Source organism: Aeromicrobium sp. (assembly GCF_049587115.1).
GTDB lineage: Bacteria > Actinomycetota > Actinomycetes > Propionibacteriales > Nocardioidaceae > Aeromicrobium.
Genome location: NZ_JBAVDI010000090.1, coordinates 1 through 9,545 on the forward strand (window position 1 = coordinate 1; position 9,545 = coordinate 9,545).

The 9,545-nt window shown below is 66.9% G+C and carries 10 protein-coding genes; 8 read left to right on the forward strand and 2 right to left on the reverse strand.

Features of this window, described 5'->3' with window-relative positions:
- Positions 1-19 precede the first annotated feature (19 nt).
- Genes dut through WB461_RS08910 form a run of 4 tightly spaced genes read left to right on the forward strand, consistent with a single transcriptional unit; the run spans position 20 to position 2,147 of the window.
- A complete protein-coding gene (gene dut / locus WB461_RS08895) occupies positions 20-487 on the forward strand; it encodes a dUTP diphosphatase (RefSeq protein WP_423852384.1) in 468 nt (155 codons plus the stop codon).
- Complete coding sequence (locus WB461_RS08900) at positions 487-1,128, forward strand: DUF3710 domain-containing protein (protein WP_423852376.1); 642 nt, start codon at positions 487-489, stop codon at positions 1,126-1,128. The genes dut and WB461_RS08900 overlap by 1 nt, the downstream gene beginning before the upstream one ends.
- A gap of 9 nt (positions 1,129-1,137) precedes the next feature.
- A complete protein-coding gene (locus WB461_RS08905; protein ID WP_423852377.1) occupies positions 1,138-1,488 on the forward strand; it encodes an OB-fold nucleic acid binding domain-containing protein in 351 nt (116 codons plus the stop codon).
- A complete protein-coding gene (locus tag WB461_RS08910; protein ID WP_423852378.1) occupies positions 1,485-2,147 on the forward strand; it encodes a DUF3159 domain-containing protein in 663 nt (220 codons plus the stop codon). The genes WB461_RS08905 and WB461_RS08910 overlap by 4 nt, the downstream gene beginning before the upstream one ends.
- A gap of 31 nt (positions 2,148-2,178) precedes the next feature.
- Here the strand turns inward: WB461_RS08910 and WB461_RS08915 are convergent, their stop codons facing one another.
- Together WB461_RS08915 and WB461_RS08920 are read right to left on the reverse strand one after the other, a co-directional pair.
- A complete protein-coding gene (locus tag WB461_RS08915) occupies positions 2,179-2,841 on the reverse strand; it encodes a potassium channel family protein (protein WP_423852379.1) in 663 nt (220 codons plus the stop codon).
- A complete protein-coding gene (locus tag WB461_RS08920) occupies positions 2,841-3,503 on the reverse strand; it encodes a potassium channel family protein (protein WP_423852380.1) in 663 nt (220 codons plus the stop codon). Before WB461_RS08920 ends, WB461_RS08915 begins: the two co-directional genes overlap by 1 nt.
- A gap of 69 nt (positions 3,504-3,572) precedes the next feature.
- Here WB461_RS08920 and WB461_RS08925 point away from each other — a divergent pair, with 69 nt between their 5' ends.
- The 4 genes from WB461_RS08925 to acnA all read left to right on the forward strand — a co-directional run.
- Positions 3,573-5,585: an APC family permease gene (locus WB461_RS08925; protein WP_423852381.1), complete on the forward strand. Its 2,013-nt coding sequence runs from the start codon at positions 3,573-3,575 to the stop codon at positions 5,583-5,585.
- A complete protein-coding gene (locus tag WB461_RS08930) occupies positions 5,582-6,781 on the forward strand; it encodes a class I SAM-dependent RNA methyltransferase (RefSeq protein ID WP_423852382.1) in 1,200 nt (399 codons plus the stop codon). The genes WB461_RS08925 and WB461_RS08930 overlap by 4 nt, the downstream gene beginning before the upstream one ends.
- A gap of 130 nt (positions 6,782-6,911) precedes the next feature.
- On the forward strand, positions 6,912-7,598 hold the full coding sequence (locus WB461_RS08935) for a hypothetical protein (protein ID WP_423852383.1): 687 nt from the start codon (positions 6,912-6,914) through the stop codon (positions 7,596-7,598).
- A 142-nt stretch (positions 7,599-7,740) separates the two neighbouring features.
- A partial coding sequence (gene acnA, locus WB461_RS08940) for an aconitate hydratase AcnA (RefSeq protein ID WP_423852385.1) occupies positions 7,741-9,545 on the forward strand: 1,805 nt, incomplete at its 3' end.

The following is a 9,545-nucleotide window of genomic DNA, read 5'->3' on the forward strand; positions in this document are numbered from 1 at the left end:
CGCAGGTAGGGTCGCAGCCATGTTCGAGGTGACCATCACGCGGCTGGATCCGGACGTGGCGCTGCCGGCGTACGCGCACCCTGGCGACGCTGGCGCCGATCTCGTGACGACGATCGACGTCGAGCTCGCACCGGGCGCCCGGGTGCTGGTACCGACTGGAGTCGCGCTGGCGCTGCCGGACGGCCTTGCGGGATTCATCCACCCCCGGTCGGGGCTCGCGCTTCGTCATGGACTGTCGATCGTCAACACTCCGGGCACGATCGATGCCGGGTATCGTGGAGAGATCAAGGTCCTGCTGATCAACCACGACCCGCACGCGTCGGTGACGTTGTCTCGCGGTGACCGAATCGCGCAGCTGGTGATCCAGCAGGTCGAGCGGGTCACGTTCGTCGAGGCCGAGACGCTGCCCGACTCCGCCCGTGGTGCCGGAGGATACGGTTCTACCGGCGGTCATGCGGTCGCCGGTATCCAGGGGGAAAGCGACTGATGGCACTTCGGCGCAAGAAGCAGCGGGTCGACGACCAGGTCGAGGAGCAAGCCGACTCCGTCGAGGCGCCACCACAGATTCGGGAGAACGGTCCGTGGGACGCCTCGGAGAAGACTCCGGACGACGACGAGCCGTACGTCGACCTGGGCGCGCTGATCGTGCGCGGGCACGATGACTACGCCATCCAGCTGCCGACCGAGGCCGACACCGAGGACATCGGATCGGTCGTGCTGGTCACTGCCGACGCCGCGCTCGAGCTGCGCGCCTTCGCCGCAACGCGCTCGGGTGGGGTCTGGAACGAGGTGCGGGACGACCTGATCATCGAGGTCGAGCGACTGGGTGGCCAGAGCGAGCAGGTCGCGGGACCGTTCGGCCCCGAGCTGCGGATCCGGGTGCCGGTCGAGCTGCCGGACGGTGAGGAGGGTTTCCAGCCCAGTCGTATCGTCGGGATCGAGGGGCCACGCTGGCTGCTTCGGGGGACGTTCCTGGGCGAAGCGGGTCTCAACCCGAGCGATGAAGGAGTCCTGATGGACGCACTGCGCAACGTCATCGTCGTGCGGGGTGAGGAGCCTCGGATACCGCGCGAGGCATTGTTGCTGACACTGCCCGCTGACGCGGTCGTGACCTCGGACGAGGAGTAGAATTCAGGCATGGGACGTTTCAGCAGAACGCTGGAGAGACTATCCAGTGAGAACATCGAGGCGGGCGAGCTCAAGAGCGACGCCGCCAAGGCTGGCTGCCAGCTCATCGTGTCCCAGGAGGACCGCTCGTTCGTCACGATTCATGGCGTCCTGCGCTCAGTGACACTGCGGCCGGTCGATCAGGTCACGGCCCTCGAAGCCGAGCTGTACGACGGGTCCGACAGTGTGACCCTGATCTGGCTCGGGCGCCGCAGGATCGAGGGCGTGGCGGCCGGCCGGCAGCTCAAGGCGCACGGCCGAATCGGCATGCGAGCGGGCGACCGGGTCATCTACAACCCGCGCTACGAACTCGAGGCATGACGCAGCCCGACGGTCCGCGGGTTGCTGGCGCGCACGACACCGTCGAACAGCTCGTCCGCGCCCAGCTGGCGAAGGCCCTCGGTGGTCGACGCGGCATCGTCGAGAGCGCCGTGCCCACCGTCCTGTTCACCGTGTCGTGGATCATCTCGCACGATCTCCGGGCCTCGTTGGTCATCAGCATCGTGGCGACCGTCGGGCTGCTGGTCGTTCGCCTGGCGCAGCGCTCGACCGTGCAGTTCGTGATCAATTCCTTGTTGGGCATCGGCATCGCGGCGCTGTTCGCATCGCGGTCCGGCGAGGCGCGCGACGTGTTCCTGCCCGGCATCCTCTACAACGGCGGCTATGCGGTCGTGTTCATCGTCTCGATCCTCGTGGGGTGGCCACTGCTGGGCTTCATGATCGGCAGCGTCATGGGCGATCCCACGGCTTGGCACAGCGACCGCGGTCTCGTGAAGCTGTGCTCGCAGCTCACCTGGATCATGGCGCTGCCGTGCGTCCTGCGGGTGCTCGTGCAGTACCCGCTGTACGCCACGGATCACGTCGCGTTGCTGGGCACGTCCAAGATCGTGCTCGGTTGGCCACTGCAGATCGCCTCGTTCGCCATCATGGCGTGGTTGTTGGGACGCAATCACACGCCGATCCAGCCCGAGCGTGCCTGAGCCCGCCCGCCACCTGGGCGGACCTGGGTGCTCAGCCCTTCGGGGAGAGAAGCTCGCCGAGGTTGTCCTCGGCGTCCTCGGGGGTCACGAAGAGGAGCTCGTCGCCGGCCTCGAGGGACCGGTCAGCATCGGGGGTCTGGATCGAGTTGTCCCGCAGGATCGCGACCAGGACGACGTCGCCGGGCCACGGCACCTCGCTGACCCGCTTGCCGACGAACGGCGAGTTCTCCGGCATCGTCAGCTCGACCAGGGTCGTGTTGCTCTGCCGGAACGTGAACAGCCGCACCAGGTCTCCGACCGTGACGGCCTCCTCCACCAGCGCCGACATCAGTCGCGGGGTCGACACCGAGACGTCGACACCCCAGGACTCACTGAACAGCCACTCGTTGCTGGGGTGGTTGACCCGGCCGACCGTGCGGGGCACGGCGAACTCGGTCTTGGCCAGCAGCGAGCAGACCAGATTGACCTTGTCGTCGCCGGTTGCCGAGATGACGACGTCGCAGGACTCCAGCTGCGCCTCTTCGAGGGAGGACAGCTCGCACGCGTCGGCGAGCAGCCACTGGGCGTCCGGCACGGCGTCCGAGCGGATCGCCGAAGGCGACTTGTCGATCAGCAGCACACTGTGCCCGTTGTCGATGAGCTCCTGGGCGATCGAGCGGCCAACCGCTCCGGCTCCGGCGATCACGACGCGCATCAGTCGGCCTCCGGTCCGGACTCCAGCACGGCATGGGCGTGCTGGGCGGTGTCCTCGCGCATGAACAGGCTCAAGTAGTCGCCTTCCTGGATCACGGTGTCTGGTCGGGCGATGACACCCGTGCCGAGCCGTCGCAGGAAGGCCACACGGACGTCGGCAGCCTCCTCGAGCTCAGCGATCCGGCGACTGATCCACGGGAACGGGGCATAGACCTGGTCGAGGCGGACCTCGCTGGACTGGTCACGCCAGGCCGGCTCGGAGCCAGCCGGCAGAAGCCGGCGGAGCACCTGGTCCGCGGCCCACGGGACCGTCGCCACGGTGGGTACGCCCAGTCGCTCGTAGACCTCGGCACGGCCCGGATCGTAGATCCGAGCCACGACGTTGTCGATCTTGAACTGCTCGCGAGCAACCCGCGCCGAGATGATGTTGGAGTTGTCGCCGCTGGACACCGCGGCGAAGGCATCGGCCCGTTCGATGCCCGCACGGATCAGGACCTCGCGGTCGAAGCCCATGCCGGTCACGGTGGTCCCCTTGAAACCGGGCCCGAGGCGACGGAATGCGTCAGGGTTCGAGTCGATCACTGCGGTGGTGTGGCCGCGTGTCTCGAGGCTGCGACTGAGGGCTGAACCGACACGGCCGCAGCCCATGATGACGATGTGCACGCAGGCGACGCTACACCGCAAGCAGCGTGGTCGCGCACGTAAGTACCCACGGGTCTAGCATCGACTCTCGTGGGTATCACCGAGGTTGCCAAACGAGCATTGGTCGGCCGCAAGCTCCGCAGCACGCAACTCGGTGAGACGTTGCTGCCCAAACGCATCGCGCTTCCAGTCTTTGCCAGCGATGCGCTCTCCTCGGTGGCGTACGCGCCGGATGAGATCTTCCTGACGCTGTCGCTCGGCGGACTCTCGGCGTACGCGTTCAACTGGAAGATCGGCATCGCCGTGGCGCTGGTGCTGGCAGTCGTCATCGCCTCCTACCGTCAGAACGTGCACGCCTATCCCAGCGGCGGCGGCGACTACGAGGTCGCGACCGTCAATCTGGGTCCGACCGCCGGACTGACCGTCGGCAGCGCGCTCCTGGTCGACTATGTCCTGACTGTCGCGGTGTCCATCTCGTCGGGCGTGCAGAATGCGAGCTCGGCGCTGCCCTGGCTCAACGGTCACGAGGCGAGCGCGGCCAGCGTGCTCGTGCTGCTCCTGATGGCGATGAACCTGCGTGGAACCAAGGAGTCCGGCAAGGCCTTCGCAGTTCCGACGTATCTGTTCATGCTGGCGATCCTGATGATGGGCCTGTGGGGATACGCCCGCTACCTGACCGGCAACCTCCCCGAGGCGCCCAGCGCGGGCTTCACGATCGCCCCTGAGAGCCAGTACGAGAACGGCGTCACCGGCATAGCGATGGTGCTCCTGCTGGCCCGTGCGTTCTCCTCGGGCTGCGCGGCGCTGACCGGCGTGGAGGCCATCAGCAACGGAGTCCCGGCGTTCACGAAGCCCAAGAGCAAGAATGCCGCCACCACCCTGCTGCTGCTCGGCACCCTGTCGGTCACCATGCTGATGAGCATCGTCGTGCTCGCCGACCTGATGAAGCTGAGGTACGTCGAGGATCCGGCCACCCAGCTGCTCAAGAACGGGAAGCAGATCGGTGCTGCCTACGAGCAGGACACCGTGATCGGGCAGCTCGCCAAGACGCTCTACAGCGACTTCACGCCGTTGTTCTACTTCACCATCGCGTGCACCGGCGTCATCCTGGTCCTGGCGGCGAACACCGCGTTCAATGGCTTCCCCGTGCTCGGATCGATTCTCGCCCGCGACGGATACCTGCCACGCCAGCTCGACACCCGTGGTGACCGCCTGACGTTCAGCAACGGCATCATCTTGCTGGCTGTCGCCGCCATCGTCCTGATCCAGGCCTTCGATGCCGAGGTCACCAAGCTGATCCAGCTGTACATCGTCGGCGTGTTCGTGTCCTTCGTGCTGAGCCAGCTCGGCATGATCCGGCACTGGAACCGTCACCTGACCACGGAGAATGATCCCGAGGCGCGGCGTCGCATGCACCGGTCACGCACCGTCAACTCGATCGGTCTGGGCATGACGTTCGCCGTCCTGATCATCGTGCTGGTCACCAAGTTCCTGGCCGGCGCGTGGATCGCCATCGTGGCGATGGTCGCGGTGTTCATGCTGATGCGCAGCATCGGCCGGCACTACGACCGGGTCTCCACCGAGCTCGAGATCGACGACACCGACGTGATGCTCCCGTCACGGGTCCATGCGATCGTCCTGGTCAGCAGGTTGCACAAACCGACCATGCGGGCTCTGTCGTACGCCCGCGTCTCCCGCCCCAACACGCTCGAGGCGCTGACGGTGGAGTTCGATCCCGCGGCGACCGAGGAGCTGATGGCGAAGTGGGACGAGCTGGCGATCCCGATCCCGCTCAAGGTGATCAATTCTCCCTACCGCGAGCTGGTCCGCCCCGTCGTCCGTTACGTCAAGGAGCTCCGCCGGCAGAGCCCCAGGGACATCATCACGGTCTACATTCCCGAGTACGTCGTCGGACGATGGTGGGAACAGCTGCTGCACAACCAGACCGCACTGCGGCTCAAGGGCCGACTGTTGTTCATGCCCGGCGTGATGGTCACCAGCGTTCCCTACCAGCTCAGCTCCGCGGGACGGGCCAGAAGGCGATTCGGACGGGAGCGACCGGTACCGGGAGACGTGCGACGAGGATTCCGGGACCGCGGATGAGCGACCCGATCGTCGACGTGGGACCTGTGGCCCACGGTGGGCACTGTGTCGCCCGTCTGGACGGTCAGGTCGTCTTCGTGCGACACACCCTGCCGGGCGAGCGGGTGCGGATCCGCATCACCGATCGTTCGTCATCATTCCTGCGCGCCGACGCGATCGAGATCATCGAGCCGGCATCGGGCCGGGTCGAGGCCCCGTGCCGGTACGCCGGCCAGTGCGGCGGGTGTGACTTCCAGCATGTCGACCCCGCGGTCCAGCGGGCGCTGCTCGGCGATGTCGTGCGCGAGCAGCTGCGGCGACTCGCCCACATCGATTGGGAGGGTGAGGTCGAAGCAGTCGAGCCCTCCTCGACGGGCTGGCGTACCCGCATGCAGTTCGCGGTCGATGAGGCCGGACGGCCCGGTCTGCGCCGGCACCGCTCGCACGAGATCATCGCGGTCGAACGCTGCCTGATCGCCCACCCCGATCTGCCCGAGGTCCTCGGACGCAGCTGGGACGCCGATTCGGTTGAAGCGATCGTGTCATCCACCGGCGACCGACTCCTGGTGACCGATGCCAGCATCCCGGACGATGTCGAGGCCGCCGTCGATGGTGTGGTCGCCGTGGACGGGACGGTTCGTGGCGGGAAGGGTTCTGTCGTCGAGCAGGTGCTCGCCGCCGACTTCCGGGTCTCGGGCTCCGGTTTCTGGCAGGTGCACCCCGACGCGGCAGCGACCCTGGTCGAGGCGGTCGTGGAGGGCGCCCAGGTCGAGCCGGGAGACACAGTTCTCGACCTCTACGCCGGTGTGGGACTGTTCACGACTTTCCTGGCCGATGAAGCCGGCGAGGATGGTGTCGTGCTGAGCGTGGAATCCGATCGAGGCGCCTCCCGCGACGCCCGGCGCAATCTGCATGACCTGCCGCAGGTCCGACTGGTCGGTGAGACCGTCGAGCGGGCGCTGGGCCAGGGGTCGCTGGGGGAGTCCGTCGACGTCGTCGTCCTCGACCCACCGCGCACCGGCGCCAAGAAGGCCGTTCGCGGCATCGCCGGCCTGGAGCCGCGCCGAATCGTGTATGTCGCGTGCGATCCTGCGGCTCTCGCGCGTGACCTTGCGGCGTTCGACGCGCAGGGCTACCGGCTGGACGGACTTCGCGCCTTCGCGTTGTTCCCCATGACGCATCACGTCGAGTGCGTGGCGGTCCTTGTCCGGCGGTGACGGCACCGCGGGTCGAGCTGATGCGGCCGTGAGTGCCATGCTCCTGGGTGTCGGCAAAATCTGGACGGACCGGGTACGTGACGGTCGCCGACTCATCGGCTATCTACGATCGATGCGATAGGAGCAAGTCATGACCGGTTACCGGACCATCCGTCAGCTGAGGCGCGCGGCCCTTGGTCACGATGCTCTGCTCTTCAGCGCCGCGTTCACGGCCGGAGCGTTGGCCTACACGTTGAGCCGGGTTGCCCGTGAGCTGACGGTCGACAGTGCCGGGCGGGAGTTCTGGTCGATCGGTCTGTCAGACGATCTGATCCTGAGCGGTCTGATAGCCGGTGAGCTGTTCGTCATCTGGAACAACGGGCTCCGGCAGGGACTGCGCGGGCACAGTCTGGGCAAGCACCGGGTCGGGCTCGCAGTCGTCGACGTCGGTGACGACGCGCCGACGGGTGCCCTGCGCGGCCTGTTGCGCGGAGCCGTGATGGCGGTCCTGCTGGATCTTGCGGCCGCCGCGATCCCGATCGGGCTGCCGACCGTGCTCCGGAGATCGACCCCCGAGAGCTGGCACTTCGGCGGCGCGGCCTATCTTGCGCTGCTGGTGCTGCTGATTCCGCTGCTGCTGTCGTCCGGCCGTGGGTTCGCGGACCGGATCGCGCAGACCAAGGTCATCCGGGCAAGCGGTTCCGACGCCGTCACCTCGGCCGGACGAAGCCGTGTGCTGGTGGCGATCGATGTGCTCGGTGTCCTCGGCCTGCTGACCGTCGCGATCTCGTACATCGCCTACTACTCGCCCTTGTTGCGCTTCCCGCAGCCCTTCTGACCCGCAGGGACGGCGAGGTGGGCAATCGTCTCGACCTCATGTATCTTGATGTCAAGAGAGATTTGCCCCGGGTTAGGCCTACCTGACCATGCGTGGAACAGCGATGCTGGGCAGGATGGAATACGACGCGAAGGAGAAGACGATGGCCGTCGACAGCTTTGGATCCAAGGACTCCCTCACAGTCGGGGACTCCACCTATGACTATTACCGCCTGGACGCGGTGACCGGTGACGGACTCGACGTGTCGAGCCTCCCGTTCAGCCTCAAGGTGCTCCTGGAGTCGCTGCTGCGCACCGAGGATGGCGCCGACATCACCAAGGCAGACATCGAGGCGCTGGCCGGGTGGGACGCCGAGGCGCAGCCCAGCAAGGAGATCCAGTTCACGCCTGCCCGCGTCATCATGCAGGACTTCACCGGCGTGCCGTGCATCGTCGACCTCGCCACGATGCGCGAGGCGATGGCGGACCTCGGTGGAGACGCGACCAAGATCAATCCGCTTGCCCCGGCCGAGATGGTCATTGACCACTCGGTCGTCGCCGATGTGTTCGGCACCCCCGAAGCCTTCGCCCGCAATGTCGAGATCGAGTACGAGCGCAACAACGAGCGCTATCAGTTCCTCCGCTGGGGCCAGGGCGCCTTCGACGACTTCAAGGTCGTCCCGCCCGGCACCGGCATCGTGCACCAGGTCAACATCGAGCACCTGGCCCGTGTCGCGTTCACCCGTGAGGTCGACGGCGGCAGCACGGTCGTCTACCCGGACTCCTGTGTCGGCACGGACTCCCACACCACGATGGTCAACGGCCTCGGAGTCGTCGGCTGGGGCGTGGGTGGCATCGAGGCCGAGGCCGCGATGCTCGGTCAGCCAATCAGCATGCTGATCCCGCGGGTCGTCGGCTTCAAGCTGTCCGGCGAGCTACCCCAGGGCGCCACCGCGACCGATCTCGTGCTGGTCATCACCGAACAGCTCCGCAAGCATGGTGTCGTCGGCAAGTTCGTCGAGTTCTACGGACCGGGTGTCGCCGCAGTCCCGCTGGCCAATCGCGCCACGATCGGCAACATGAGTCCCGAGTACGGCTCAACCATCGCGGTTTTCCCAATCGATGACGAGACCACCAAGTACCTGCGCCTCACCGGCCGCAGCGAGGAGCAGATTGCCCTGGTCGAGGCCTACGCCAAGGCGCAGGGTCTGTGGCACGACGCCGACCGCGAGGCCCGCTACTCGGAGTACCTCGAGCTCGACCTCGGCGACGTGGTCCCCTCGATCGCGGGTCCCAAGCGCCCGCAGGACCGGGTGTCGCTGACCGAGAGCAAGGGTGCGTTCCGCACAGCCCTGGCCGATTACGCACCTCAGGACCTCGATGGCTACGACGAGGCCGTCGACGAGTCTTTCCCCGCCTCGGACACGCCCAGCAGGAGTGGCAGCGGCACCAACGGTGACAAGCCGCACGCACCGGCGCCGAGCGGAGCCGGTCGCGCCCGGAACCCGCAGCAGGTGACCCTCGAGGACGGCACCGAGTTCGAGATCGACCACGGCGCCGTGACGATCGCCGCGATCACGTCGTGCACCAACACGTCCAACCCTTCGGTCATGATCGGCGCCGCACTGCTGGCCAAGAAGGCGGTGGAGAAGGGCCTGCAGCGCAAGCCCTGGGTCAAGACGACCCTGGCCCCCGGTTCCAAGGTGGTGACGGACTACTACGAGAAGTCCGGCCTGACGCCGTACCTCGACAAGCTCGGCTTCAACCTCGTCGGCTACGGCTGCACGACCTGCATCGGCAACTCCGGTCCCCTCATCCCCGAGGTCAGCCAGGCCGTCAGCGACAACGACCTCGCAGTCGTCTCGGTGCTGTCGGGCAACCGCAACTTCGAGGGCCGGATCAACCCCGACGTGAAGATGAACTACCTGGCGTCGCCGCCGCTGGTCGTCGCGTACGCGCTGGCCGGCTC